Source organism: Streptomyces sp. NPDC006743 (assembly GCF_040703815.1).
Classification (GTDB): domain Bacteria; phylum Actinomycetota; class Actinomycetes; order Streptomycetales; family Streptomycetaceae; genus Streptomyces.
In genome coordinates this window covers 57,898-82,638 of the sequence record NZ_JBEYJA010000024.1, presented here as the reverse complement: position 1 = coordinate 82,638, position 24,741 = coordinate 57,898, and the positions used below count along the sequence as shown (strand labels likewise).

Annotated in this window: 19 protein-coding genes and 1 pseudogene; 14 read left to right on the top strand and 6 right to left on the bottom strand. The window is 73.3% G+C overall.

Going from position 1 to position 24,741, the window contains the following annotated elements:
- Positions 1–293: 293 nt before the first annotated feature.
- Both ABZ719_RS20825 and ABZ719_RS20820 read right to left on the bottom strand, forming a co-directional pair.
- Positions 294–1,916 (bottom strand): penicillin-binding transpeptidase domain-containing protein, encoded by a 1,623-nt coding sequence (locus ABZ719_RS20825; protein WP_366726660.1) that lies wholly within the window; start codon positions 1,914–1,916, stop codon positions 294–296.
- A 156-nt stretch (positions 1,917–2,072) separates the two neighbouring features.
- A complete protein-coding gene (locus ABZ719_RS20820; RefSeq protein WP_366726659.1) occupies positions 2,073–3,824 on the bottom strand; it encodes a phospholipid carrier-dependent glycosyltransferase in 1,752 nt (583 codons plus the stop codon).
- A gap of 97 nt (positions 3,825–3,921) precedes the next feature.
- On the opposite strand from ABZ719_RS20820, the gene rsmI reads away from it, so the two are divergent.
- The 6 genes from rsmI (at position 3,922) to ABZ719_RS20790 (ending at position 10,233) form a co-directional block, all read left to right on the top strand.
- Positions 3,922–4,770 carry a 16S rRNA (cytidine(1402)-2'-O)-methyltransferase gene (gene rsmI / locus ABZ719_RS20815; protein WP_366726658.1) on the top strand — a complete coding sequence of 283 codons (849 nt, stop codon included), beginning with the start codon at positions 3,922–3,924 and terminating at the stop codon, positions 4,768–4,770.
- Between the two features lie 442 nt (positions 4,771–5,212).
- The gene (locus ABZ719_RS20810; protein ID WP_366726657.1) at positions 5,213–5,653 is read left to right on the top strand and encodes a hypothetical protein; all 441 of its coding nucleotides are present in this window, start codon (positions 5,213–5,215) and stop codon (positions 5,651–5,653) included.
- A gap of 71 nt (positions 5,654–5,724) precedes the next feature.
- Positions 5,725–6,609 (top strand): TatD family hydrolase, encoded by an 885-nt coding sequence (locus tag ABZ719_RS20805; protein ID WP_366726656.1) that lies wholly within the window; start codon positions 5,725–5,727, stop codon positions 6,607–6,609.
- Positions 6,610–6,722: 113 nt separating this feature from the next.
- Positions 6,723–8,273: a ubiquitin-like domain-containing protein gene (locus ABZ719_RS20800; protein ID WP_366726655.1), complete on the top strand. Its 1,551-nt coding sequence runs from the start codon at positions 6,723–6,725 to the stop codon at positions 8,271–8,273.
- Positions 8,274–8,455: 182 nt separating this feature from the next.
- Entirely contained in the window at positions 8,456–9,343 is an 888-nt protein-coding gene (gene rsmA / locus ABZ719_RS20795) for a 16S rRNA (adenine(1518)-N(6)/adenine(1519)-N(6))-dimethyltransferase RsmA (RefSeq protein WP_366726654.1), read from the top strand.
- Positions 9,340–10,233, top strand: coding sequence for a 4-(cytidine 5'-diphospho)-2-C-methyl-D-erythritol kinase (locus ABZ719_RS20790; protein ID WP_366726653.1), 894 nt, complete (start codon positions 9,340–9,342; stop codon positions 10,231–10,233). The genes rsmA and ABZ719_RS20790 overlap by 4 nt, the downstream gene beginning before the upstream one ends.
- An 11-nt stretch (positions 10,234–10,244) precedes the next feature.
- Here ABZ719_RS20790 and ABZ719_RS20785 read toward each other — a convergent pair.
- Positions 10,245–10,430: pseudogene (locus ABZ719_RS20785) on the bottom strand (Uma2 family endonuclease); the annotation flags it as partial.
- 152 nt (positions 10,431–10,582) lie between these two features.
- On the opposite strand from ABZ719_RS20785, the gene ABZ719_RS20780 reads away from it, so the two are divergent.
- The 4 genes from ABZ719_RS20780 to ABZ719_RS20765 all read left to right on the top strand — a co-directional run bounded on the left by ABZ719_RS20780 (position 10,583) and on the right by ABZ719_RS20765 (position 17,498).
- Positions 10,583–12,397 carry an ABC-F family ATP-binding cassette domain-containing protein gene (locus ABZ719_RS20780; protein WP_366726652.1) on the top strand — a complete coding sequence of 605 codons (1,815 nt, stop codon included), beginning with the start codon at positions 10,583–10,585 and terminating at the stop codon, positions 12,395–12,397.
- Positions 12,398–12,652: 255 nt separating this feature from the next.
- The gene (locus tag ABZ719_RS20775) at positions 12,653–14,557 is read left to right on the top strand and encodes a PQQ-binding-like beta-propeller repeat protein (protein ID WP_366726651.1); all 1,905 of its coding nucleotides are present in this window, start codon (positions 12,653–12,655) and stop codon (positions 14,555–14,557) included.
- Between the two features lie 199 nt (positions 14,558–14,756).
- Positions 14,757–16,634, top strand: a complete 1,878-nt coding sequence (locus ABZ719_RS20770; protein WP_366726650.1) for a PQQ-binding-like beta-propeller repeat protein — start codon at positions 14,757–14,759, stop codon at positions 16,632–16,634.
- Positions 16,635–16,829: 195 nt separating this feature from the next.
- Entirely contained in the window at positions 16,830–17,498 is a 669-nt protein-coding gene (locus ABZ719_RS20765; RefSeq protein ID WP_366726684.1) for a response regulator transcription factor, read from the top strand.
- A gap of 35 nt (positions 17,499–17,533) precedes the next feature.
- On the opposite strand, the gene ABZ719_RS20760 is transcribed toward ABZ719_RS20765, so the two are convergent.
- A complete protein-coding gene (locus ABZ719_RS20760; protein ID WP_366726649.1) occupies positions 17,534–17,884 on the bottom strand; it encodes a hypothetical protein in 351 nt (116 codons plus the stop codon).
- 21 nt (positions 17,885–17,905) lie between these two features.
- Complete coding sequence (locus ABZ719_RS20755; protein ID WP_366726648.1) at positions 17,906–19,606, bottom strand: sodium:solute symporter family protein; 1,701 nt, start codon at positions 19,604–19,606, stop codon at positions 17,906–17,908.
- A gap of 230 nt (positions 19,607–19,836) precedes the next feature.
- Between ABZ719_RS20755 and galT the strand changes: the two genes are divergently transcribed.
- The 4 genes from galT to ABZ719_RS20735 all read left to right on the top strand — a co-directional run bounded on the left by galT (position 19,837) and on the right by ABZ719_RS20735 (position 23,876).
- Complete coding sequence (gene galT / locus ABZ719_RS20750) at positions 19,837–20,898, top strand: galactose-1-phosphate uridylyltransferase (protein ID WP_366726647.1); 1,062 nt, start codon at positions 19,837–19,839, stop codon at positions 20,896–20,898.
- Complete coding sequence (gene galE, locus ABZ719_RS20745) at positions 20,895–21,863, top strand: UDP-glucose 4-epimerase GalE (RefSeq protein WP_366726646.1); 969 nt, start codon at positions 20,895–20,897, stop codon at positions 21,861–21,863. Before galT ends, galE begins: the two co-directional genes overlap by 4 nt.
- Entirely contained in the window at positions 21,863–23,017 is a 1,155-nt protein-coding gene (gene galK, locus ABZ719_RS20740; RefSeq protein WP_366726645.1) for a galactokinase, read from the top strand. The genes galE and galK overlap by 1 nt, the downstream gene beginning before the upstream one ends.
- Positions 23,018–23,186: 169 nt before the next feature.
- Complete coding sequence (locus ABZ719_RS20735) at positions 23,187–23,876, top strand: adenosylcobinamide amidohydrolase (protein WP_366726644.1); 690 nt, start codon at positions 23,187–23,189, stop codon at positions 23,874–23,876.
- 135 nt (positions 23,877–24,011) lie between these two features.
- On the opposite strand, the gene ABZ719_RS20730 is transcribed toward ABZ719_RS20735, so the two are convergent.
- Entirely contained in the window at positions 24,012–24,455 is a 444-nt protein-coding gene (locus ABZ719_RS20730; protein WP_366726643.1) for a GNAT family N-acetyltransferase, read from the bottom strand.
- Positions 24,456–24,741: the final 286 nt, after the last annotated feature.

Below are 24,741 nucleotides of genomic sequence, written 5' to 3'. Positions count from 1 at the left end.
AGCCCCCGCTGCCGTCGTCCTCGTCCGCACCGGCGTCCCGCGCGGTCCCGCACGGCCCTCGTGCCGCGCGGACGCGACGACGCCCACCACCCTAGGGTCCCGTCCCCGGGGGACGGCCGCCGCGAGCCGTCCGTAGCCAACCTGCGACAAACGGCGCGGCGGCGCACGCCCGGCGGGGCCGGGTGGCTCAAGGGCGGGCGCGGCAGCGGACCCGCGCCGGACGCCCCGGCCGGCGCGGAGCGCGCTCGCCTCGTCGCCCCCGCGCCCGGCGCACCCCCCCCCGTGCCGCGTGCTCAGCCGGCCGCGCGCAGTACCGCCGCCACGATCGGGCCGGCCGCGTCACCGCCGTGGCCGCCCTCCTGGGTCATGGCCGCCGCCGCCACGTCGTTGCGGTACCCGGTGAACCAGCTGTTGGACTTGGCCTGCCCGTCCACCTCGGCGGAGCCGGTCTTCGCGCCGATGCTGCCGCTCAGCCCGGACATGGCGGCGGCCGCGGTGCCGGTCGTGGCGGTGCGGTGCATCATCTGCCGCAGCTGGGCGACGGTGCCGGCGGGCAGGCCCTTGGCCGTCGCCAGGGTGCGGTCGTCGAGGCCGGCCGGGACGAGGACGGGCTGCCGGAAGCCGCCCGTCATCGCGGTCGCCGTCACCGAGGCCATGTTCAGCGGGCTCATCTGCACCTGGCCCTGGCCGATCAGGTTGGCGGCGGTGTCCGGGCCGCCGGAGGCGGGGACCGAGCCGTCGAAGGACGGGATGCCGGTCTTCCAGTTGTCCCGGCCCAGCCCGAACCGGTCCTGGGCCTCCTTGGTCAGGGAGTCCACCTTGACCTCGTCGGCGTACTTCACGAACGCCGTGTTGCACGAGCGCGCGAAACTCTCGGAGAGGGTGGCGTGTTCGTCCGGCGTCATGCCCTTCAGGTTGTGGAACGTCTGGCTCTGCCAGACCGCCTTGTCGGGGCAGGGCGCCGGCCCGGAGGCGGTGGTGATCCCGTTGTCGATGAGCGTCGCGGCGCTGATGATCTTCATCGTGGAGCCCGGCGCCAGCCTGCCCAGGAACGCCGCGTTGAAGGCGTCGTCGCGGTGGTTGGCGACGGCCAGCACCTCGCCGGTGGAGGCCTCGACGGCCACGACGGAGGACTCGGCGAACTTCGTCACCGCCTTCTCGGCCGCCGCCTGCGCGCCCGCGCTGAGGGTCGTACGGAGCTTGCCGGGGCGGCCCTTGGCGAGGGTGAGGAGCGGGGTCTCGGCGGCCTCCGTGTCCGCGTGATGGATGCTCAGCTCGACGGACGGGGTGCCGCCCGCCTTGTCGCCGTACTTGTCGCGCAGTTCGTCCAGGAGGGGGCCGAGGGAGGGGTACTCGTCCTTGGTCAGGACGGTGCCGTGCCGGTCGACGGCCTCGATCGGCGGGGCGGCCGAGTCGCCGGTGACGAGCGTGTCGCCCTTCTTCAACCGCGGGTGCACGAGGGCCGGCTGCCAGTCGACGAGCGCCCGGTGGCTGGTCTCCCCGCGGACCACGGTCAGCCTGCTGCTGTAGGCGAGCGGCGCGGACTTGCCGTCGTAGGAGACGGTCGCCCTGACCGAGAAGGGCACGGTGGTGCCGGAGGCGGTCCCGGGGGAGATCTTCACCCCGGTGATGTGCGCCTCGTGCCCGTAGGAGGACAGCAACTGCTGCGCGTCCTGCGGGAAGTTCGTGTACGTCCCGGCCTTCGCGGCGTCCCCCTGCTCCCAGGCCGCGAAGAACTTCGACGTCGTCTCCTCGACCTCGTCCCGGCTCGGCGGGCCGGTCCTGGCCGGCACCGGCGCGCCGGTGGCCGTGTCGCCCTCCAGCGCGGAGACGAAGGTGTACCCGCCGTACACCGCTCCGCCGGCCAGCACGACGACGATCCCACCCACGACGGCGGCCTTGGTGCCCTTGCGCATCAGCGCGCTCCTCCCCGGTCCCTCCCTGGTGCCTTCGCCCGCGCGGGTTCGTTGAACGCGTTCAAAGACGCTGCGTGTCTCGCACTGTAGGCGAAACCGGGGCGCCGGTGGCGGCTGTTGCCGGATGGTGGCCGAAGAGAGATCGACCGATCCGTGTCAGACCCACGTATCCAGCCACATACGGGCCCGCCACTCGTCGATCGGGATCGCCACCCCCGTGTACAGCGGCCAGAAGTAGATGAAGTTCCAGACGACCAGCAGGACCAGGACGCCCGCGCCGGTGGCGCCGGCCACGCGGCGGGTGTCCGGGGCGTCGGGCGGGCCGAGCAGGGCGCCGGCCAGCATGGTGACGGCCAGGCAGAGGAACGGCACGAAGACGACGGCGTAGAAGAAGAAGATCGTGCGCTCCTGGTACAGGAACCAGGGCAGGTAGCCGGCCGCGACGCCGCAGGCGATGGCGCCCGCCCGCCAGTCGCGGCGGAAGAACCAGCGCCACAGGACGTACACGAGCGCGGCGCACGCCGCCCACCACAGCACCGGAGTGCCCAGCGCGAGCACCTCGCGGGCGCACTTGTCACCGGCGCCGGACGGACAGCCCGCCGTACCGGGCGAGGGTGACTCGTAGAAGTACGACACCGGGCGGCCGTCGACGATCCAGCTCCACGGGTTGGACTGGTAGGTGTGCGGCGAGGACAGGCCGACGTGGAACTTGTAGACCTCCGACTCGTAGTGCCACAGACTGCGCCACCAGTCCGGGAAGAGCCACGACCAGGAGCTGCCGCGGCCGTCCGTCGCCGCCCAGTTGCGGAAGTAGCCGCCGGTGCCGTCGGTGGGGGAGAAGATCCAGCCGGCCCACGACCAGACGTAGGTGATGACGGCGACCGGGACCGTGGCCAGGAACGCCCAGCCCAGGTCGTGGCGGATCACCGCCAGGTACGGGCGCCGGGCACCGGCGGTCCGGCGGGCGCCGACGTCCCACAGCACCGTCATCACGCAGAACGCGACCAGGATGTACAGGCCGTTCCACTTGGTGCCGATCGCCAGGCCCATCATCAGGCCGGCCGCCCAGCGCCAGGGGCGCAGACCCAGGCGCAGGGTGTCCGCCGTGTGCGCGTCGGGCCGGATCCGGCCGTCCGGGCCGGCGGGCAGGGCGGCGGCGAGTCTTGCTCTGGCCCGGTCGCGGTCGGCCAGCAGACAGCCGAAGGCCGCGAGGACGAAGAACATCAGCACCCCGTCGAGCAGCGAGGTGCGGCTCATCACGAAGTGCAGGCCGTCCACCGCCATCAGCGTGCCCGCCAGGCAGCCGAGGAGGGTGGACCGGAAGAGCCTGCGGCCGATCCGGCACAGCAGCAGGACCGAGAGCGTGCCCAGCAGCGCGGTCATGAAGCGCCAGCCGAACGGGTCGAACCCGAACATCAGCTCGCCCAGGCCGATCACGTACTTGCCGACCGGCGGGTGCACGACGTACGACGCGTCGGTGGGCACGGCGACGTGGCCGCCGGTGCTGAGGATCAGGTCGTTGGCGTTCTTGTCCCAGTTGACCTCGAAACCGCGGTGGACGATCGCCCACGCGTCCTTGGCGTAGTACGTCTCGTCGAATATCACCGCCTTCGGGCTGCCCAGGTGCCAGAACCGCAGCACGCCCGCGAACAGCGTCACCAGGAGCGGGCCGCCCCAGTCCGACCAGCGGGCCACGCGCGCGCCGAAGGCCGGCGAGAGGCCCAGGGCAGCCCACAGCCGCGGGCCCGGCCGCGAGAACGGGGGCACCAGGCGCTCGCGCACGCCGGCCGCGGGCCCCGCGGGCCGCACCGTGTGGCCGAAACGGCGCAGCCGCTGCTGCCACGCCGGCCGCCTCTCGTGCGGGGCCGGGTCCTGCCGGGAGTCCGTGGAGGACGCGGTACTGGTCACCGCGCCATCGTAGGGAACGGCGCTGTGCGAGTCCCGTGCATGGGCGTCACCGGGTGGGGACGCGTCCGCCGCCGCCCGTGCTTGAGAGGATGGGGACGTGACAGGAACCCTTGTTCTGGCAGGTACTCCCATCGGCGACGTCCGGGACGCGCCGCCCCGGCTCGCCGCCGAGCTGGCGGACGCGGACGTGATCGCCGCCGAGGACACCCGGCGGCTGCGCCGCCTCACGCAGGCGCTCGGCGTCACCCCGCGCGGGCGCGTCGTGTCCTACTTCGAGGGCAACGAGTCCGCCCGCACCCCGGAGCTGGTCGAGGAGCTGGTGGGCGGGGCGCGGGTGCTGCTGGTCACGGACGCGGGCATGCCGTCCGTGTCCGACCCCGGCTACCGGCTGGTCGCGGCGGCCGTCGAGAAGGACGTGCGGGTCACCGCGGTCCCCGGGCCGTCCGCCGTGCTGACCGCGCTGGCGCTGTCCGGGCTGCCGGTCGACCGGTTCTGCTTCGAGGGGTTCCTGCCCCGCAAGACCGGCGAACGGCTCGCGCGGCTGCGGGAGGTCGAGGGCGAGCGGCGCACGCTCGTCTTCTTCGAGTCCACCCACCGCATCGAGGAGACGCTCGCGGCGATGGCCTCGGTGTTCGGCGCCGACCGGCGGGCCGCCGTGTGCCGCGAGCTGACCAAGACCTACGAGGAGGTCAGGCGCGGCGGGCTCGGCGAGCTGGCCGCGTGGGCGGAGGCGAGCGGGGTGCGCGGCGAGATCACCGTCGTGGTCGAGGGCGCCCCGGACAAGGGGCCCGAGGAGATCGGGGCCGAGGAGCTGGTGCGGCGGGTGCGCGTCCGCGAGGAGGCGGGCGAGCGGCGCAAGGAGGCCATCGCGGCGGTCGCCGCCGAGGCCGGGCTGCCCAAGCGCGAGGTGTTCGACGCGGTGGTGGCGGCCAAGCACTCGGGGTGACCCGGCGCCCGGCACACCGGGCCCCCGCGCCCCCACGCCGGGGCACGCTCACGCCCCATGCCGGGCGCGGTGGGCAACGCCCGGGCACGCCCGCACCCCCGGCGTTGACCCCCGAGCCCCCCGCCGGCCGTGACGCGCCCCCCGCACTCCGGGTGACACCGCCAGTACGCGGCTTGACGGACGGCGGGCCGCGCGGTGTCGGGAGATGTCGCTCACACCCCCGCTGAGCAGGGCGTATCTCCCATGAGCGCGCGCCCCATGCGGGAGTAAAGCGACGTTTCGGGAAAGCAAAGCGACACCTGCCGTTCAGGGGACGCTTGGGCAAGCGCCGCCCAAATCGGGTCCAACACTCGGCAGGACCGGTGCGTTCACGCCGGGTGGAGGCGTCCACTGGAGGAAGGGACGCACCCGTCCCTTCGTCCAGCGGACACGAGGAGCTGGCATGAGTGAGATCGCAGGGCAGGCCGCCCTCCGCGGTTCGGCCACCGCCGTCGTCAACGAGTCGTACTCCTTCGCCTGCATGCGCTGCGGGCACGGATGGGAGCAGTCCTACGAGATAGAGCACCACACGGACGCCGACGGCAACGAGTTCGTGCTGTACGTGGCGGACGGCCGCATCGTGCCGTCGCCGCTGTCGAGGCCCAGCTGCACGAACTGCGACGGCCACGTGGTCCGCATCATGCGGGCCGGCCGGGTCTCCTCCGCGCAGAGCCATCTGCACGAGCACGAGCAGGCGCGCCACCGGCAGCAGGCGCCCGCGGGACCCGTGACGGGCCCGCTGTCCGAGTCCGCGCCCGGGGAGGAGGCGGCGGCCCGGAAGCCGGAGGAGCACCACTGGCACCTGTCCGACCTGTTGCACCCGTTCCACCGCAAGGAGGGGTGACGGCGCCGGGAGCCCGGCGCCGGAGGATCCGCCGGACCCGGCCGGGCATGCCCCTTCCGTAGGATCGGGGCATGCCCTCGAACGCCAAGGCCGACAAGAACGCGGCGCCCCCGCTCCCCGAGCCGCTGCGGATACCGGTCGCCGACTCCCACACCCACCTCGACATGCAGTCCGGCACGGTGGAGGAGGGCCTCGCCAAGGCCGCCTCGGTGGGTGTGACCACGGTCGTCCAGGTCGGCTGCGACGTGCGCGGCTCGCAGTGGGCCGCCGAGACGGCCGCCGCCCACGACAGCGTCCACGCGGCGGTCGCCCTGCACCCCAACGAGGCGCCGCGCATCGTCCTCGGCGACCCCGACGGCTGGTCGCGGCAGGACGCCCGGCAGCCGGGCGGGGACGCGGCCCTCGACGACGCGCTCGCCGAGATCGACCGCCTGGCCGCCCTGGACCACGTCAAGGGCGTGGGCGAGACCGGCCTCGACCGCTTCCGCACCGGACCGGAGGGCATGGCGGCCCAGGAGCGGTCCTTCCGCGCCCACATCGAGATCGCCAAACGGCACGGCAAGGCGCTCGTCATCCACGACCGTGACGCCCACGCCGACGTGCTGCGCGTCCTCAAGGAGGAGGGCGCGCCCGAGCGGACGGTGTTCCACTGCTACTCCGGCGACGCGGAGATGGCCGAGGTGTGCGCCCGGGCGGGCTACTACATGTCCTTCGCCGGCAACGTCACCTTCAAGAACGCCCAGAACCTGCGGGACGCGCTCGCGGTGGCCCCGCTGGAGCTGGTCCTGGTGGAGACCGACGCGCCCTTCCTCACCCCGGCGCCCTACCGCGGACGGCCCAACGCCCCCTATCTCGTCCCGGTGACGGTGCGCGCGATGGCCGCGGTGCGGGGCATCGGCGAGGACGCGCTGGCCACGGCCCTCGCCGCCAACACCGCCCGCGCCTTCGGCTACTGACACCGCCGGCGTCCGGCCGGTGTGGGCACGGAGCGTAGTGGCGCCGCTTTGGAGAGTGACGGCGGCTCCGCTAGGTTCTGGGGACCCTGATCTCGGTCCCGGGAGTGTGTCGGTTGAGCAGCACGCCGTACGAGACGTACGAGGCGTACGAACGCCACGGCGCGTATGAGCGGCCCAGGCCGTACGAACGCCACGCACCGTATCCGCCCTGCCCGCCGCAGGGGCCCCACGGGACGGCGTACGAGCCGCAGCAACCGGCGTACCGGACGCGCGAGAGCCACGAGGCCGAGGTGCGGGGGGCCGGTGAGGCGGCGGGGGCCTACGCGTCCTCCGCGCCGGTGCAGGAGCCGCCCTCCGGTCACCTCCTGGATCCGCACCCCGCGCCGGCCCCTCCCTACCAGGACACCTACCGGCCCGCCTACGAAGCCGCCGCCCGGTCCTTCGCCGCCCGGCCGCCCGGGGCCGCCCCGGCCCGGCCGCCGGCCGCCGCCCCGGTGGTGCCGCGGCAGACGGGCGGCCGGGGCGGGCGCCGGCGTGCGCGGCGGCGCGGTCCGCGTCCCGCGTACCTGCCGGAGGCGGGCGTGCGGCGGCTGCTGCCGCAGGCCCTGGTGGTCGCCTTCCTGGCGGGCGGCACCACCGCGTTCGTCGCCGACGACAAGGCGGTCGACCTCAGCGTCGACGGCAGTCCGCGCAGCCTGCACACCTTCGCCGACGACGTCGCGGAACTGCTCGCCGACGAGGGCGTGCGCGTCGGGGAGCACGACACGGTGGTCCCGGCCCCGGGCGCGGCGCTCACCAGCGGCGAAGAGGTCGTGGTGCGCTACGGGCGGCCGGTACGGCTCACGCTCGACGGACAGCGGCGCGAGGTGTGGACGACGGCGCGCACGGTGGAGGGGGCGCTCAGGGAGTGGGGGGTGCGCGCGGAGGGCGCGTATCTCTCGACCGCCCGCTCCCGGCCCATCGGACGCGCCGGACTCACGCTCGACGTCCGCACCGAGCGCGCCGTCACGGTCATGGCGGACGGCCGTCCGCGCACCGTCCGCACCAACGCGGCGACCGTGCGGGAGGCGGTCGAGCAGGCCGGGGTCACCCTGCGGGGCCAGGACACCACCTCCGTCCCCCCGGACAGCTTCCCGCGCGACGGGCAGACGGTCACCGTGCTGCGGATCACCGGCGGCCGCGAGGTGCGCGAGGAGGCGATCCCGTTCCTCACCCGGCGCACCGCCGACCCCACCCTGTTCCGCGGCACCGAGGTCGTCGAGCGGACCGGACGGCCGGGGGTGCGCCGGGTCACGTACTCCCTGCGCACCGTCAACGGCGTGCGGCAGCGGCCGCGGCGCGTGGAGTCCGTGGTGGTGCGCGCGCCCCGCACACAGATCGTGAAGGTCGGCACCCGGCCGCATCCGCCGTCGGTGCGCGGCGCCGACCACCTGAACTGGCAGGGGCTGGCGCAGTGCGAGTCCGGCGGCAGGCCCGACGCCCAGGACCCGTCCGGCACCTACGGCGGCCTCTACCAGTTCGACCAGGGCACCTGGCACGGCCTCGGCGGCACCGGCCGCCCCCAGGACGCCCCGGCCGAGGAGCAGACGTACCGGGCGAAGAAGCTCTACGTCCGCCGGGGCGCCGCTCCGTGGCCGCACTGCGGCGACCGCCTGCACTCCTAGGAAAGGCGACCGCCCGCGCTCCTGGGAGGGGCGACCGCCCGCGCTCCTGGGAATGGCGTGCGCCTGCGCCCGGGGAAAGGGGAGGGCCCCGCCGGCGGGCCGGGCGGCAGGACCTGCCCGCCGGGGCGGGCCGCACAGCGTGCTCGGGCGGGACGGGCGCCGGCGCCCCGTACCCTTGTGCCGTGAGCAGCCCCATCCCCGACGCCCTGCTGGGCCCCGCCGACGTCCGCGAGCTGGCGGCGGCCCTCGGCGTCCGCCCCACCAAACAGCGCGGCCAGAACTTCGTGATCGACGCGAACACGGTCCGCCGTATCGTGCGCACCGCCGACGTCACCCCCGAGGACGTGGTCGTCGAGGTCGGGCCGGGGCTCGGCTCCCTCACCCTCGCCCTGCTGGAGGCCGCCGACCGGGTCACCGCCGTGGAGATCGACGACGTGCTGGCCGCCGCGCTGCCCGCCACGATCGCCGCGCGCATGCCCGAGCGCGCCGACCGGTTCGCGCTGGTCCACTCCGACGCCCTGCACGTCACCGGACTGCCGGGCCCCGCCCCGACCGCGCTGGTGGCGAACCTGCCGTACAACGTCGCCGTCCCGGTGCTGCTGCACATGCTCGAGACCTTCCCGAGCATCGAGCGCACCCTCGTCATGGTGCAGGCGGAGGTCGCCGACCGGCTGGCCGCCGCCCCCGGCTCGAAGGTGTACGGCGTCCCGTCGGTCAAGGCGAACTGGTACGCCGAGGTCAAGCGCGCCGGAGCCATCGGCCGCAACGTGTTCTGGCCCGCCCCGAACGTCGACAGCGGACTGGTGTCCCTGGTCCGCCGCGCCGAGCCGCTGAAGACCACCGCCACCAGGCGCGAGGTCTTCGCGGTCGTCGACGCGGCCTTCGCGCAGCGCCGCAAGACCCTGCGGGCCGCGCTGTCCGGCTGGGCCGGTTCGGCGGCGGCGGCCGAGGCGGCGCTGGTGGCCGCCGGGGTCTCGCCGCAGGCGCGCGGCGAGTCGCTGACCGTGGAGGAGTTCGCGCGGATCGCCGAGCACCGCGCCGCCCGACCCGAGGAGCCCGAAGCCCAGTGAGCGTCACCGTCCGCGTCCCCGCCAAGGTCAACGTCCAGCTCGCGGTGGGCGCCGCCCGCCCCGACGGCTTCCACGACCTGGCCAACGTCTTCCTCGCCGTCGGCCTGTACGACGAGGTCACCGTCACCGAGGCCGACGAACTGCGCGTCACCTGCGAGGGCCCGGACGCCGCCGAGGTCCCCCTGGACCGTACGAACCTCGCCGCCCGCGCGGTCCTCGCGCTCGCCGAGCGCCACGGCCTCGCCCCCGCCGTGCACGTCCACATCGCCAAGGACATCCCCGTCGCCGGCGGCATGGCGGGCGGCAGCGCGGACGGCGCGGGCGCGTTGGTGGCCTGCGACGCGCTGTGGGGGACCGGAGCGTCCCGCGACGAACTGCTGGAGATCTGCGCCGGGCTGGGCAGCGACGTGCCGTTCTCCCTGGTGGGCGGTGCGGCGCTGGGCACCGGACGCGGGGAGAGGCTGACGCCGCTGGAGGTGGGCGGCACCTTCCACTGGGTGTTCGCGGTCGCCGACGGCGGGCTGTCCACGCCCGCGGTGTACGGCGAGTTCGACCGGCTGGCGCGGGGCCGGGAGATTCCCGGGCCGGTGGCCTCGGCCGACCTGCTGGCCGCGCTGGCGAAGGGCGACGCCGACGCGCTGGCCGCCACCCTCACCAACGACCTCCAGCCCGCGGCCCTGTCCCTGCGCCCGTCCCTGGCGGACACCCTCGCGGCGGGGCGTGCGGCAGGCGCGCCGGCGGGGCTGGTGTCGGGGTCGGGGCCGACGACGGCGTTCCTGGTTCCCGACGAGGAGACGGGCGCGCGGGTGGCGAAGGCACTGCTGGCCTCGGGGACGTGCCGGGCCGTCCGGGTCGCCGGGTCCCCGGCGGCCGGGGCGACGGTCGTCTGAGGAAGCCGCGATCAGAGAAGGTCGATCTCCGTCAGGTCGATGTCGATGTCGAAGGGGACGGTGAGCTTCAGCCGCTCATGGTGGATTCCGGTGACTGAGTACGTCTTGGTGACCGGGTCGCGCTCGTACACGTAGACGACGGGGCGCTCCTCTGCGCCCGCCATTTCCACCAGCCAGAAGTGGTCGATGCCTGCGGCGCCCATGGGTGGGATCCTGCGACCTGCGTTCCCACCGCAGCGGCCGAATCCCGATCACGTCATCACAAAGAGTGATGACACTCCCACGCCCGGACCCCCCTCCCGCAGGCCCTACGCTTGAAAGCCGATCCATCCCCCGGGGCAGGAGTGAAATGGCCGTCAACCTGGTCAATGTCGAGAACGTCAGCAAGGTGTACGGCACGCGTGCCCTGCTCGACGGTGTGTCGCTCGGCGTGTCCGAGGGTGACCGGATCGGTGTCGTCGGACGCAACGGCGACGGCAAGACGACCCTGATCCGGATGCTGGCCAAGGCGGAGGAGGCCGACAGCGGGCGGGTCACCCACTCGGGCGGCCTGCGGCTCGGCGTGCTCACCCAGCACGACTCGCTCGACCCGGAGGCGACCGTCCGCCACGAGGTCATCGGTGACCTCGCCGACCACGAGTGGGCGGGCAACGCCAAGATCCGCGACGTGCTGACCGGACTGTTCGGCGGGCTCGACCTGCCGGGCTTCCCCAAGGGCCTGGACACCGTGATCGGCCCGCTTTCCGGCGGCGAGCGGCGCCGCATCGCCCTGGCCAAGCTGCTCATCGAGGAGCAGGACCTGCTCGTCCTGGACGAGCCCACCAACCACCTCGACGTCGAGGGCATCGCCTGGCTCGCCGGGCACCTGCGCGAGCGCCGCTCCGCGCTCGTCTGCGTCACCCACGACCGCTGGTTCCTCGACCAGGTCTGCACCCGCATGTGGGACGTGCAGCGCGGCGCCGTCTACGAGTACGAGGGCGGCTACTCCGACTACGTCTTCGCCCGCGCCGAACGCGAACGCATCGCCGCCACCGAGGAGACCAAGCGGCAGAACCTGGTCCGCAAGGAGCTGGCCTGGCTGCGCCGCGGCGCCCCCGCCCGGACCTCCAAGCCCCGCTTCCGCATCGAGGCCGCCAACGAGCTGATCGCCGACGTCCCCCCGCCCCGCGACAGGAGCGAGCTGATGAAGTTCGCCTCCTCGCGGCTGGGCCGGACCGTCTTCGACCTGGAGGACGTGACCGTCCAGGCCGGCCCCAAGGTGCTGCTGGAGCACGTCACCTGGCAGCTCGGCCCCGGCGACCGCATCGGCCTGGTCGGGGTCAACGGCGCGGGCAAGACCTCCCTGCTGCGGGCCATGGAGCAGGCGGCGCGCACCGGGGGCGAGACGCAGCCCGCGGGCGGCCGGATCGCCGTCGGCAGGACCGTCAAGCTGGCCTACCTGTCCCAGGAGGTCGCCGAACTGGATCCCGCCTGGCGGGTTCTGGAGGCCGTGCAGCGGGTGCGTGAGCGCGTCGACCTCGGCAAGGGCCGGGAGATGACCGCCGGACAGCTGTGCGAGACGTTCGGCTTCGGCAAGGAGAAGCAGTGGACGCCGGTCGGTGACCTGTCCGGCGGTGAGCGCCGCCGGCTGCAACTGCTGCGCCTGCTGATGGACGAGCCCAACGTCCTCTTCCTCGACGAGCCCACCAACGACCTCGACATCGAGACCCTGACCCAGCTGGAGGACCTGCTCGACGGCTGGCCCGGCTCGATGATCGTCATCTCCCACGACCGGTTCTTCATCGAGCGCACCACCGACACGGTGCAGGCGCTGCTGGGCGACGGCACCCTGCGGATGCTGCCGCGCGGCATCGACGAGTACCTGGAACGGCGCCGGCGCATGGAGGAGCAGGCGGCGGCCGCCGCCTCGGCCGCGGCCCCTGCCGCGGAGAACTCCTCGCCCGAGAAGAGCGCCGCCGAACTGCGCGCGGCGAAGAAGGAACTCCAGAAGATCGAACGGCAGTTGGACCGGATCTCCGACAAGGAGGGCACCCTGCACGCCCGGATCGCGGAGAACGCCACCGATTTCGCGAAGGTGGCCGAACTCGACGCCGAACTGCGCGACCTGGCGGCGGAGCGCGACGAACTGGAGCTGCGCTGGCTCGAACTCGCCGAGGACGCGTAGCGGGGACCACGGCGCGCACGACGGGGCGCGCGCCGTGTGGAAGACGCGTGAAGGTCCGGACGGGCGCGCGTAACGACGCCATCACGGGCCGGTTCTCCCTTGGGAACAGGGGTGGTCGGGGCGCGGTGACTGGCCGGCGGCCAGTGATAGAAAGGGCCGTCCGGGCCCTGTCCGGAACCGTCCGCGTACGACTCCGCGTCCACCACGGATCTCAGGGCGTGGCTAAAAATCAGTGAACGAGGGGGGAACGCGCTGATGACTCAGCCGCCCAGTCAGCCGCCGCAGGGTGGCTTCGGAGCACCGTCACCGCAGGACGGGCCTTCGCAGCCGCAACCAGGGCAGCCGGGCGCGTTCGGCGCTCCCGGGGACCCCCGGCAGGCGCCGCCCCCGCCCCCGGCCCAGCCGCCCCAGGACGCTCCGCCGGCCCCGCCGTCCGGCCCGCCGCAGCCCCAGCCCGGGTACGGCTATCCGCAGCAGCCGCAGCCGGGTCACGGCTATCCGCAGCAGCCCGGCCCGTACGGCGGGCCCGGACCGTACGCCCAGCCGGGACCGTACGCCCAGCCGGGCCCCTACGGCACTCCCGCGCCGGGTGCCCCCGCGCCCGGCCCCTACGGGCCGCCGCAGCAGCCGGGGCCGTACGGACAGCAGCCCGGATACGGCCACCCGCAGCCGCAGTTCCCCGGCGCGCCCGGCACCCCGCCGGCCGGCGGCGGCTCGCGCGGCCCCTTCAAGGGCAGGCCCGCCGTCGTCATCGGCGCGGCGGTGGCCGCGCTGCTCGTGGTCGGCGGCACCGTGTGGGCCGTCACCGGCCGCGACGGCGGCGACAAGAAGCCGGTCGCGGGCAGGAGCGGCGGCGCCGGGCCGTCGGGTTCGGCGGGCACCGCGTCCGACGCGCCGGTCAACCCGGGTGACGGCAGCGGCGACGGCGGCAAGGACTCCAGTGACCTCAACGCGGGCCGCAAGCCCGGCGAGGCCCGGGTGCTCTGGTACAAGGAGGCCCCGGACGCCCCCGGCAGCGGCGCCGACGCCCCCGGGATGTGGATCACCGGCAAGACCGCGGTGAAGGCCGCCTACAAGCAGCTCTTCGCGTACGACGTCGCTGACGGCAGGCCCACCTGGGCGCCGGTCGCCTTCCCGCAGAAGATCTGCGCGGTGACCGGGCAGAAGACGGCCGACGACAAGGTCGTCGTGGCGTACATGAGCGGTACCAGTGACCGCGCCAAGTGCAACCAGCTCCAGCAGATCGACCTGAACACCGGGCAGAAGGGCTGGAAGGCGACGGTCGCCGACGGCGCGCTCTTCGACAGCGCGCTCACCGTCGAACTGTCCCTCACCGGCAAGACGCTGATGGTGGGCCGCTCGCAGTCCGGTGTCGCGTACGACGTCGGCACCGGCGCCAAGATGTACGAGAAGACGCGGTACGGCCAGGCGTGCTTCCCGACCGCGTTCGCGGGCGGCTCCCGGCTGGTCCTGGTCGCCTCCTGCGGGGCCGGCGGCGCCAACGCCCACGACGAGGTGCAGGAACTCGACCCCGCCACCGGCCGGGCCAGGTGGACCCGGAAGATCCCCAAGGGCTGGTCGGTCCAGCGCGCCTACTCCGTCGACCCGCTGGTGCTGTACTCCACCGACGAGGACAAGAAGCACTGGAACCTGTCGACGCTGAACAGCGACGGCTCCGTGCGTTCGCAGGCCGACGTCAAGGGCACCTTCGCCCCTGACTGCGGCTGGGCCATCCTCAACCGCGACCTCCAGGGCTGCCAGGGCGTGGCGGCCGACGCCGACACCCTCTACCTGCCCACCAAGCAGACCACCGGAGCGAACGAGATCGTCGCGGTCGACCTCTCCACCGGCAAGGAGAAGTGGCGGGCCAAGTCCCCCTCGGACACCTCGATGATGCCGCTGAAGGTGGAGAACGGCCGGCTCATCGCGTACGTCGAGCCGTCGTACGACCAGGGCGGCCAGATCGTGTCCCTGGCGGCGGGGGGCGCGAACCACGCCCCGGTGAAGCTGCTCCAGAACCCGCGGGGCACCGCGGAGATCGAGAACGGCTTCTTCTCGCGGGACGTCGACTGGGTCGACGGACGGTTCTACATCTCCACCGGCCGGCTGAACGGCAACGACAAGTCGAAGGAGAAGCTGATGCTCGCCTTCGGCAAGTGAGGCGGCCCGGCCACCGGCAGGGCGGTCCGGGCGCCACGGCGCCGTCCCCGGCCTGCCGGTTTCCTCTCCTTCACCGTCCTTTTCCGTCCCCGGCCCCCGGTCCCCTCCTCGGACCCGTGCCAGGTCCCGGTTGCGTCCCGGGGCCCGTGTCCGAACCCGGCCCCGGATCCGTTCCCGTCGCCCAGAGGTGCATCCGCCCATGACTCAGCCGCCGCCCCCGCCGCCCCAGCAGCCGCCGCACCAGGGCGGGTTCGGCCCGCCCCCCGGCGGGCAGCCCCAGGACCAGCAGCCCGCGCAGCCCGGCGTGCCGCCGCAGACACCGCCCCCGCAGCCGGCACCGGGGTACGGCCACCCGCAGCCCCCTCAGCAGCCCCAGCCCGGCTACGGCTACCCGCAGGCCCCTCAAGCACCCCAGCCGCCCCAGCCTCCCGCGGGTTACGGCTACCCCGGCTACCCGCAGGCCGCCGCCCCGAGCCCGTACGGCGCCCAGCCGGGTCACGGTCAGCCCGGTCACCCGGGCCAGCCGGCCCAGCCGGGTTACGGTCAGCCCGCTCAGCCGGGCTACGGTCACCCGGCCCAGCCCGGGTACGGCTACCCCGGGCAGCCCCCGGCGCAGCCGCACATCGGGGTACCCGGCGGCGGCCCGGGCCGCAGGGACAACAAGCAGTTGCTGATCATCGTGGCGGCCGTCGCCGCCATCGCGCTGATCGTCGGCGGCGGCGTCTGGTACGCGAGTTCGCCCGGTGGCAGCGGCAAGAAGGACACCGCGTCCTCCGGCGGCACGAGCGGCGGCGGGACCGGTTCCGGCGGCACCTCGACGGACGGCAAGGAGAAGGCGCCCTCCGACCCCGCCGCCAAGGTCCTGTACCGGCTCCCGATGCCCGCCGTCGACGACACGACGGCCACCACCGGCTCCTGGCTCACCGACAAGGTGTACGCCAAGACCGGCAACGCCGAGATCGGCGGGTACGACCCGGTCAAGGGCAGCAGGCTGTGGACGCTCAAGCTGCCCGGCCCGGTCTGCCAGGCCACCCGCCACGTCACGGCGGACGGCCGGACGGCGATCGTGTACGAACCGGCCATGCCCACCAAGGCCAAGCCCTCGCACGGCTGCAGCCAGGTCGCGGTGATCGACCTCGCGGCGGGCCGGAAGCTGTGGACGCGGGTGGTGAAGGCCGGCGACGAGACGGTCAACCTGAACAACGTCACCATCGGCGGCGGCACCGTGGCCGTCGGCGGCACCGCGGGCGGCGCCGCGTTCAGCGTCGCGGACGGCAAGCCGCTGTGGAGCCCCAAGACCGGCGACACCTGCTACGACGCCGGGTACGGCGGCGGCGAGAAGCTGGTCGCGGTGCGCAAGTGCGGCGCGTACGGCCGGCGCCAGCTGCTCATCCAGACCGTCGACCCGGCCTCCGGGAAGGTGCTCTCGGAGTACAAGCTGGCCAAGGGCATCGAGTACGCGGGGATCGTCTCGACCGACCCGCTGGTCGTCGCGGCCGACCTCGGCGGCGACCACGGCATCTCCGACTTCTTCGCCGTCGACAGCGCGACCGGCAAGCTGCGCTCCCACATCAGCGCGCCCGGTGAGCAGTACGCGGGCCGCTGCGACGCGATCACCCGGATCGAGTTCTGCGCGGGCATCGTGACCGGCAACGACCGGCTGTACCTGGCGACCGAGCAGCACGACGGCAGCGGCGAGCACGGCCAGACCAACGAGATCGTCGCCTTCGACCTGGCCACCGGCCGGCAGACCGGCCAGCGCGGGGACGCGGGCGACGGCTACCAGATCTACCCGCTGCGCATGGACGGCGGGAACCTGCTCGCCTACAAGCGTCCGCCCTACGACAAGGGCGGCCAGGTGGTGAGCCTCGACGGCGACAGCTTCAAGGAGACCGTGCTGCTGGAGAACCCGGCCACGCGCGACGTACGGGCCGCGGAGACCGGCATGTCCCCGGACTACGCGGAGTTCCTGTACGGGCAGGGCCGTCTCTACATGTCGGCGGTCTACGCCCACAAGCAGCGGTCGTCGGCCTTCGGCAAGGAGTACCTGGCGCTGGTCTTCGGCGCGGGCGGCTGACCCGGCCGCCGCACCGCCGCACCGGCGACGGCCCCGCCCCCCGCGTCCCGCGCGGGGGCGGGGCCGTCGCGCGCCGCGTCGCGGGGTGCTTCCGCGCGCCGGGTGTTTTCGGCGATCCGGGGCACTTCTGGCCGGGAGGGGCAGCGCGGCACCGGGTGAGCGTGTAGCTTCCGGGAGGGAACTGGGGGGTTGCCGATGGGAGTCCGGCTGATGGTGGTCGACGACCACCGACTGCTCGCCGAGGCGCTGGCCTCGGCGCTGAAGCTGCGGGGCCACCGGGTGCTGGCCGCGGCGGCGCCGGCGGCGGGCGCGGCGGAGCTGGTGATCAGCCGTGCGCCGGAGGTGTGCCTGCTGGGCACGGCGGCACCGGCCGGGCCGGGCGCGTTCGAGCCGGTGGCGCGGATCAAGCGGGAACGTCCGCAGGTGGCGGTGGTCGTGCTGGGGCCGGTGCCCTCCCCGCGGGGCATCGCGGCGGCGTTCGCCGCGGGTGCCTCGGGCTATGTGCGGCACGACGAGCGCATAGAGGGCGTGGAGCGGGCGATCCTGAAGGCGCGCGCGGGGGAGGCGGCGGTGGCTCCGCAACTGCTCCAGGAGGCCTTCGGTGAGCTGCTGAACCCGGCCGCCCAGCCGGACGACGAGGGCCAGCGGCTGCTGCGGCTGCTCACCCCCCGGGAGGTGGAGGTCCTGGTGCGGGTGGCCGAGGGGGAGGACACCCGGCTGATCGCGGCCGGGATGGGGATCGCCCCGAGCACCGCCCGCACCCATGTGCAGCGGGTCCTGATGAAACTGGGCGTGGGCTCCCGCCTGGAGGCGGCGGCCCTGGCGGCCCGCACGGGTCTGCTGGCCCGCGCGGGCCGCACGTAGCGTGCGGGGCCGTCCGGGCCGCCGCCTGCCGGGGCCTACTCGGCCTCCGGTTCCTCCGTCGCCGGCACCGGGGGCGCGGCCGGGCGGAGCTTGAGCCACACCAGGAAGAACACGCCGAGGACCAGCATGCCGATCCCGGTCCACAGGTTGATGTTGACGCCCTGCGCCTTGTCGATGGCGGCCTGCGAGTCGGTGATCCCGGTGATCGTGACGATGACGCCGTAGAGGACGAACAGCCCGCCGATGATGCGCCGCAGGTCGAAGATGCGCGCGGCGGTCGCGGACTTGCCCTCCAGGTCGGTGACCTCGCGCTGTACGTCCTGCTCGGAGTAACCGGGGTGCGGGTCCGGGTGCTCGGACCGGCCGGGGTTCTCAGACTGTGACATGGTCTCTCAATCCTCCCGCGATCAGAACGAGAACGGGATGTAGCAGGCGGCGGCGAGGACGACGGCGCCCCAGCCGAGCAGCGCGGGCTTGCGGTACCAGGCCTCGTCGCCGGGGGCGGGCGCTTCCGCCATGCCGGGGGACCGGGTGCCGTAGACGAGTCCTTGCAGGGCCGCCTCCGGCTTGGGCTTGGTGAAGAGGGTGACGGCCACCATGACCACCGCGCCGGCGACGAACCCGGCGATGGCGGAGACGAAGTTGGCGCCCTGGTCGGTGGGGATGTGGATGATGTCCTTCTTGTAGAGGACGAAGTAGTTCACCATCGCCGCGGTGGTGCCCGCGAGCAGGCCCCAGAAGCCGGACTTCACGGACGCGCGCTTCCAGAACATGCCGACGATGAACACCACGAACATCGGCACGTTGAAGAAGGAGAACAGCGTCTGCAGGTAGCTCATGATGTTCGAGAACGACGACGCCAGGAACGCGGTGCCGACCGAGGCGAGCACGCCGATGGCGGTGATGAGCCGGCCGAAGCGCACGTAGTAGGAGTCCTCGCGGCCCTTGACGACGTACTTGGCCCAGATGTCGTTGGTGAACACGGTGTTGAAGGACGACACGTTGGCGGCCATGCCGGCCATGAAGGCGGCGAGCAGACCGGTGACCGCGATGCCGAGGACGCCGTTGGGGAGCAGTTCCTGCATCAGGTAGGGGATCGCGTCGTTGTACTGGAGCCCGGAGGCGGAGGTGCCGATCTTCGGGACGACGGCGGCGGCGACCAGGCCCGGGATCATCACCAGGAAGACGATGAAGATCTTCGGGAACGCGGCGATCAGCGGGGTGCGCTGCGCGGCGGAGAGGTTCTTCGCGGACAGGGCGCGCTGCACCTCGGCGAAGTTGGTCGTCCAGTAGCCGAAGGAGAGCACGAAGCCGAGGCCGAGGACGATGGTCAGCCAGTTGGCGCCGAGCGGGTTGGCGTGGCCGATGCCGGTGCCGCCCCAGGCGGTGGTGAAGTCCGCGCCGTGCGTCTCGGTGAGCTTGTGGGTCAGGCCGTCCCAGCCGCCGACCTTCTTCAGGCTGAGGACCACGAGCGGGATGAGGGCCGCGAGGATCACGAAGAACTGCAGCACCTCGTTGTAGATCGCGGAGGACAGTCCGCCGAGGGTGATGTAGGCGAGGACGAAGAAGCCGGCGACGACGATCGCGACCCACTGCGGCCAGCCGAGCAGCGCCTCGACGACGATCGCGAGGGCGTAGAGGTTGACGCCGGCGATCAGGATGGCGGCGAAGGCGAACAGGATCGAACTGAGCAGGTGCGCGCCCTTGTCGAAGCGCAGCAGCAGGAACTCGGGGACCGAGCGCACCTTGGAGCCGTAGTAGAAGGGCATCATCACCAGGCCGAGGAAGACCATGGCGGGAATGGCGCCGATCCAGTACCAGTGCACGGTGTAGGCGCCGTACTGGGCGCTGTTGGCGGCCATGCCGAGGATCTCGGTCGCGGCCAGGTTGGCGGAGATGAACGCCAGACCGGTGATCCACGCGGGCAGGGAGCGTCCGGAGAGGAAGAAGTCGAGGCTGGTCTTGACCGAGCGCCGGGCGGCGAAGCCGATGCCGAGGACCACGACGAAGTAGATGGCGAGGATCGTGTAGTCGAGGGCGTTGGTCGGCAGCCGTAGCTCCGCCGCCAGATACGCGGGTGCGTAGCCGGGGGATGTGGGGGTTTGCATAAGTACTCGCTTCGTTGCACGAACGGATCCAGCGGGGAACCTACGCCTTCGCGTTCATGAATTGAACACTTTTGTTGGTTGTCTTTGTTTGATTGTGATGTGCGGGCCGTGGCGCCTCCTCGCGGGCTGCCGGTAGCCTCCCGTGGTGAGTTGTGATGTGTTATGTTCGATTGTGTTGGGTGACACAGTGATCGGGTGCGGCCCGGGCCTGGACGAACAGGGAGTCCGCAGTGAAGAAGACCTCGACCCGGCTGGCCGACGGTCGTGAGCTGATCTACTACGACCTGCGGGACGACACCGTGCGGGACGCCGTCGACCGGCGCCCGCTGGAGCCGACCGTCACCACCTCGGAGATCCGCCCGGACGTGCTGCTCGGCGACGCGGTCGCCGTGGCCTCCCACCGCCAGGGCCGCACCTACCACCCGCCGGCCGACGAGTGCCCGCTGTGCCCGACCCGCGGTGACAAGCTCACCGAGATCCCGGACTCCTCCTACGACGTGGCGGTCTTCGAGAACCGCTTCCCGTCGCTGGCCGGCGACTCGGGCCGCTGCGAGGTCGTCTGCTTCACCTCCGACCACGACGCGTCCTTCGCCGCGCTGAGCGAGGAGCAGGCACGGCTCGTTCTGGAGGCCTGGACCGACCGCACCTTCGAACTGTCGCACCTGCCCTCGGTGGAGCAGGTGTTCTGCTTCGAGAACCGCGGCGCCGAGATCGGCGTGACGCTGGGCCACCCGCACGGGCAGATCTACGCCTATCCGTTCACCACCCCGCGCACCGCGCTGATGCTGCGCTCGCTGGCCGCCCACAAGGACGCCACCGGCGGCGAGAACCTCTTCGACGCCGTACTGGAGCGGGAACTGGCCGGTGAGCGGGTCGTCCTGGAGACCGGTCACTGGGCGGCCTTCGTGCCCTACGCGGCGCACTGGCCCTACGAGGTCCACCTCTACCCCAAGCGCCGCGTCCCCGACCTGCTCGCGCTCGACGAGGCGGCCCGCACAGAGTTCCCCCAGGTCTATCTGGAACTCTTGAGGCGCTTCGACCGGATCTTCGGGGAAGGTGAACCGCCGACGCCGTACATCGCGGCCTGGCACCAGGCGCCGTTCGGCGCGCTGGAGGAGTTCGACGGGGTCGTCCGCGAGGACTTCGCCCTCCACCTCGAGCTTTTCACCATCCGCCGTACTTCCGGCAAGCTGAAGTTCCTCGCGGGCTCCGAGTCCGGCATGAACGTCTTCATCAACGACGTGCCCCCGGAGCGCGCGGCCCAGCGATTGCGAGAGGTAGCGAGTTCATGAGCGGGAAGTACCTGGTGACGGGCGGCGCGGGTTACGTCGGGAGCGTGGTCGCCCAGCATCTGCTGGAGGCCGGCCACGAGGTCGTCGTGCTCGACAACCTCTCGACGGGCTTCCGCGAGGGCGTGCCCGCCGGCGCCTCCTTCGTCGAGGGCGACATCCGCGACGCCGCCAAGTGGCTGGACCCCTCCTTCGACGCGGTGCTGCACTTCGCGGCGTTCTCGCAGGTCGGCGAGTCGGTGGTGAAGCCGGAGAAGTACTGGGAGAACAACGTCGGCGGCACCATGGCGCTGCTCGCCGCGATGCGCGAGGCCGGGGTGCGCAAGCTGGTCTTCTCCTCCACCGCGGCGACGTACGGCGAGCCGGAGCGGACGCCGATCGTCGAGACGGCCCCGACGAGGCCCACCAACCCCTACGGCGCCTCCAAGCTCGCCGTCGACCACATGATCACCGGTGAGGCGGCGGCCCACGGCCTGGGCGCGGTCTCCCTGCGCTACTTCAACGTGGCCGGCGCCTACGGCGCGTACGGCGAGCGCCACGACCCCGAGTCGCACCTGATCCCGCTGGTGCTCCAGGTCGCCCAGGGCCGCCGCGAGGCGATCAGCGTCTTCGGCGACGACTACCCGACGCCGGACGGCACCTGCGTGCGCGACTACATCCACGTGGCGGACCTGGCCGACGCCCACCTGCTCGCGCTGGACGCCGCCACCGCCGGCGAACACCTGATCTGCAACCTCGGCAACGGCAACGGCTTCTCGGTCCGCGAGGTGATCGAGACGGTCCGGCAGGTCACCGGCCACCCGGTCCCGGAGGTCGTGGCCCCGCGCCGGGCCGGCGACCCGGCCGTCCTCGTCGCCTCGGCCGGCACCGCCCGCGAGAAGCTCGGCTGGAACCCGTCCCGCGCGGACCTCGCGGGCATCGTCGCGGACGCCTGGGAGTTCGCGCAGCACACCACGAAGGAGCAGTAGTGGGGGCACAGCAGGTCCGGGACGGTTTCGCCGCGCTGTACGGCACCGGGCCGGAGGGAGTGTGGGCGGCACCCGGCCGCGTCAACCTCATCGGTGAGCACACCGACTACAACGACGGCTTCGTGATGCCGTTCGCCCTGCCGCACGACACGGTCGCGGCGGTCTCCCGCCGCGGCGACGGTGTCCTGCGGCTGCACTCGGCGGACGTCCCGGGCGACCCCGTCGAACTGCGCGTGGCCGGCCTGGCGCCCGAGTCCGACAAGGACTGGACCGCGTACCCGGCGGGCGTGGTCTGGGCGCTGCGCGAGGCCGGCCACGAGGTGGAGGGCGCGGACGTGCACCTGACGTCGACGGTGCCCTCGGGCGCCGGCCTGTCCTCGTCGGCGGCCCTGGAGGTCGTCGTCGCCCTGGCCCTGAACGACCTGTACGGACTGGGCCTGAAGCCCTGGCAGCTGGCCCGCCTGTGCCAGCGCGCCGAGAACGTCTACGTCGGCGCCCCCACCGGCATCATGGACCAGACGGCCTCGGCCTGCTGCACGGAGGGCCACGCCCTCTTCCTCGACACCCGCGACCTGTCCCAGCGTCAGGTCCCCTTCGACCTGGCGCGCGAGGGACTGCGCCTGCTCGTCGTCGACACCCGGGTCAAGCACGCGCACAGCGACGGCGAGTACGGCAAGCGCCGGGCGGGCTGCGAGAAGGGCGCGGCCCTGCTCGGCGTCGACGCCCTGCGGGACGTGCCCTACGACGGCCTGGACGCGGCCCTGGAACGGCTCGGCGACGAGGAGGAGATCCGCCGCCTGGTGCGCCACGTGGTGACGGAGGACGCCCGCGTGGAACGCGTCATCGCCCTCCTGGAATCCTCCGGCGCCCGCGCCATCGGCCCGGTCCTGACCGAGGGCCACGTCTCGCTGCGCGACGACTTCCGCATCTCCTGCCCGGAGCTGGACCTGGTCGTCGACACGGCCCTGGCCGCCGGCGCGCTGGGCGCCCGGATGACGGGCGGCGGCTTCGGCGGCTCGGCGATCGTCCTCGCCGAGGAGACCGACGTCCCCTCGGTCACCAAGGCGGTCGAGGAGGCCTTCGCGGGGGCCGGCTTCACCTCCCCGCGCGTCTTCGAGGCGGTGCCCTCGGCGGGGGCGCGGCGCCTGGTCTGACGGCGCCCCGGCGGACGGACGCGGCGGCACGGGCGCGACTCCCCGCGCCGCCGTGCGCGAGGCGGACGGCGTGAGCGGACCGGGGCCGCCCGCGCCCGGGGCGGCCGGCTCCCGCGCTCACGCTCCCGCGTACGATCGGCCGGTTCCCCACCGCAAGGAGCCTCCCCCGGTGACCACCGCACACCCGGCGTCCGTAACCGCCGCCCCGGCCGCCGGCCCGTGCGCGGCGCGCCTGCTGACCCGTACCGAGGACGGCGAGCGGCTGCACGCGCTGCTGTGGCGGGCGGGGCCGGGGTGGCGGATGGTCAGCAGCGCGGTGCTCGGCGGCGGTGTCGGCCCGCGTGAGTGGGTTCTCAACGCCCAGGTGGCGCACGGCTACCGGCGCACCGACCCGGACCGCCACCTGGCCGAACTGGCCGCCGGCGCCGGGCTGAGGGGAGAGGGCGTCGGCCTGATGACGGCGGCCGACGTCTCCCGCCACGCCCGTGCGGCGGACGCCGGGGCGCAGGCGCTGGTCACGGCGGGCATCGACGTACGCGGCTGGGCCGCCTCCCCGGCCGAGGGCACCGCCCTGCCCGCCCAGCCGGGCACCATCAACATCATCGCCGCCCTCCCCGTGGCCCTGACCGACGCTGCCCTGGTCAACGCGGTCGCGACCGCCACCGAGGCCAAGGTGCAGGCGCTCCTGGAAACCGGCCACGACTGCTCCGGCACCCCCACGGACGCGGTCTGCGTCGCCGCCCGCACCCCGGCCCCCGGCGAGGATCCCCAGCCCTTCGCGGGCCCCCGCTCACTGTGGGGCGCCCGACTGGCCCGGGCGGTGCACCGGGCGGTGGGGGAGGCCGTGCCGGCGGGGTGACACGGCATCCGTGCCCGTCGCCAGACCGCTGCCGTCACACCGGAGCCGTCAGGATCCGATGGCCCGGCGTCAAGGACGAAGACACGGGGGCTGGACGAGGTGCCGTCGCAGCGTCGGCCCCGCTCGTCCCCCGGCTCACCCCAGCGGTTTGATCAGCGTGTACTCCGTCGTTCCCGGGGGATAGTCGGGGATCGCGCAGACCACCTTGTAGCCGTGTCTGCGGTAGAACTCCGGGGCCTGGAAGTCCCAGGTCTCCAGGCGGGCGCCGTGGCAGTCGCGCTGGGTGCGGGCCATCTGTTCGGCACGGGTCAGCAGGCGGGAGCCGAGGCCCGCGCCGCGGTGGTGGCCGTCGACCCACAGGAGCGCGACGTGCAGCCAGGTCGCCCAGGTGTGCCCCACCAGACCGCCGGCCAGCGCGCCCGACTCGTCCAGTGCCCACACGTGCAGGGGGATCTCTCGTTCGGCGGGGGTCCCGCGCAGGGCGGCCAGGACGGGGGAGGCCGCCGTGTTGGTGTCACGGAGGCGGGAGCGGAGCAGATCGCGACGCTCTTTGTCTACTTTCGCCTCGATACGAAACATGCGGCACACCCTAGACGCGGTCGTTGGCCAGTTCTGTGAATTTCCTTCCCCTCCCGGCCCCCGGTCGTACTCTGAGGAGCGGTGCCGGTGGGGGCCGGTGCCGATCAGGGGGCGAGACAGCCGGGTACGGCGCCCGAAGTGGGGGTAGCACTTCCGCACGGCGGCGGCCGTGCGGTCCAGCGGCCCCGGGCGCCGGGCCCGCGCCGCCGGCCTCCTCGGCAGGGCCCGCCGTCGTCCTGGACGACGCGATCCCCTGCTTCGTGAAGGAGCCCGGGGAAGGGGGTTT

Coding starts and splice junctions, on each gene's coding strand:
- ABZ719_RS20730 (WP_366726643.1), bottom strand. CDS start 24,455: ATGTTTCGTATCGAGGCGAAAGTAGACAAAGAGCGTCGCGATCTGCTC.
- ABZ719_RS20765 (WP_366726684.1), top strand. CDS start 16,830: ATGGGAGTCCGGCTGATGGTGGTCGACGACCACCGACTGCTCGCCGAG.
- ABZ719_RS20755 (WP_366726648.1), bottom strand. CDS start 19,606: ATGCAAACCCCCACATCCCCCGGCTACGCACCCGCGTATCTGGCGGCG.
- ABZ719_RS20760 (WP_366726649.1), bottom strand. CDS start 17,884: ATGTCACAGTCTGAGAACCCCGGCCGGTCCGAGCACCCGGACCCGCAC.
- ABZ719_RS20775 (WP_366726651.1), top strand. CDS start 12,653: ATGACTCAGCCGCCCAGTCAGCCGCCGCAGGGTGGCTTCGGAGCACCG.
- ABZ719_RS20825 (WP_366726660.1), bottom strand. CDS start 1,916: ATGCGCAAGGGCACCAAGGCCGCCGTCGTGGGTGGGATCGTCGTCGTG.
- ABZ719_RS20805 (WP_366726656.1), top strand. CDS start 5,725: ATGCCCTCGAACGCCAAGGCCGACAAGAACGCGGCGCCCCCGCTCCCC.
- ABZ719_RS20770 (WP_366726650.1), top strand. CDS start 14,757: ATGACTCAGCCGCCGCCCCCGCCGCCCCAGCAGCCGCCGCACCAGGGC.
- ABZ719_RS20780 (WP_366726652.1), top strand. CDS start 10,583: ATGGCCGTCAACCTGGTCAATGTCGAGAACGTCAGCAAGGTGTACGGC.
- galE (WP_366726646.1), top strand. CDS start 20,895: ATGAGCGGGAAGTACCTGGTGACGGGCGGCGCGGGTTACGTCGGGAGC.
- ABZ719_RS20810 (WP_366726657.1), top strand. CDS start 5,213: ATGAGTGAGATCGCAGGGCAGGCCGCCCTCCGCGGTTCGGCCACCGCC.